We start from the raw sequence: 1,163 nt of genomic DNA on the forward strand, positions 1-1,163 counted from the left end.
CCGGTTGGCCCGCGCGTTGAGCTCGCCATAGCTCAACCGCTCGTCCTCATGGACCACCGCCACCGCCTCCGGCGCCTTTTGCACCTGCGCCTCGAACAGTTCATGGATGCACGGCTCCGACGGATAGGCCGCCGCCGTCCGGTTCAGATCCTCCAGCAGATAGGTGCGCTCGTCTGATGACAGCAGCTCGATGCGGCCGACCGGCTGACCCGCATCGGCAACCATCGCCCGCAGCAACGCCAGCAGATAACCACGCTGCCGCTCGATCGTCGCCTGATCGAACAGCGCCGTGGCATAACCAAACGTTCCGGCTATGACCTCATCACACTCGCCAAGGCTCAGCTCCAGATCGAACTTGACCTGATCGAGCCCCTCCCCGGCCGCCGCCACGCTCAGCCCGGCAAGGTCGAACGACCCGACAGCGTTGTTCTGCCAGGCCAACATCACCTGGAACAGCGGCGTGTGATCGAGATGCCGGGGCGGCTTGACGATCTCCACCACCTGCTCGAACGGCAGGTCCTGATGCTCCTGCGCAGCCAGGGCCGTGCGCCGCGTCCCTTCCAGAAGCTGCGACACGCTCGGCTCGCCCGACAGGTCGACCCGAAGCGCCAGGGTGTTGACGAAGAAGCCGATCAACTCTTCGATCTCGCGCCGGCCTCGATTGGCGCTCGGCACGCCGATCACAAGGTCGTCCTGCCCCGACAGACGCGACAGCACCGCCGCCCAGGCCGCCAGCACCGTCATGAACAAGGTCGTGCCATGCTGCCGGCTCAGCCGCTTCAGCCCCCGCGTCAGATCCGCATCGATGACAACAGGCACACTGGCCCCGGCAAACGACTGCTGGGCCGGCCGCGCACGGTCCGTCGGCAAGGCAAGTCGGGCCGGAGCGCCGGACAGGGTGTCGCGCCAATACTGCGCCTGGCTCTGCAGCCGTTCCCCCGACAACCATTGGCGTTGCCAGGCGGCATAATCCGGATACTGGATCGCCAGCGGCGGCAAAGGATCGTCCCGTCCAGCCTCGAACGCCTGGTAAAGCTGACTGAGTTCACGCAGCAGCACGCCCAGCGACCAGCCGTCCGAGACGATATGATGCTGCGTCAGCAGGAAGACGTGTTCCGCATCCGACATCCGGATCAGACGCCCGCGGATCAGCGGCCCCCGCG

General features: G+C 66.3%; 1 protein-coding gene. It reads right to left on the reverse strand.

All coding sequences use genetic code 11. The features are described from left to right. A partial coding sequence (locus tag AC0L2A_RS36185; RefSeq protein ID WP_473612964.1) for a condensation domain-containing protein occupies window positions 1-1,163 on the reverse strand: 1,163 nt, incomplete at both ends.

The sequence above is a fragment of the Mesorhizobium sp. WSM4844 genome (genome assembly GCF_055811775.1).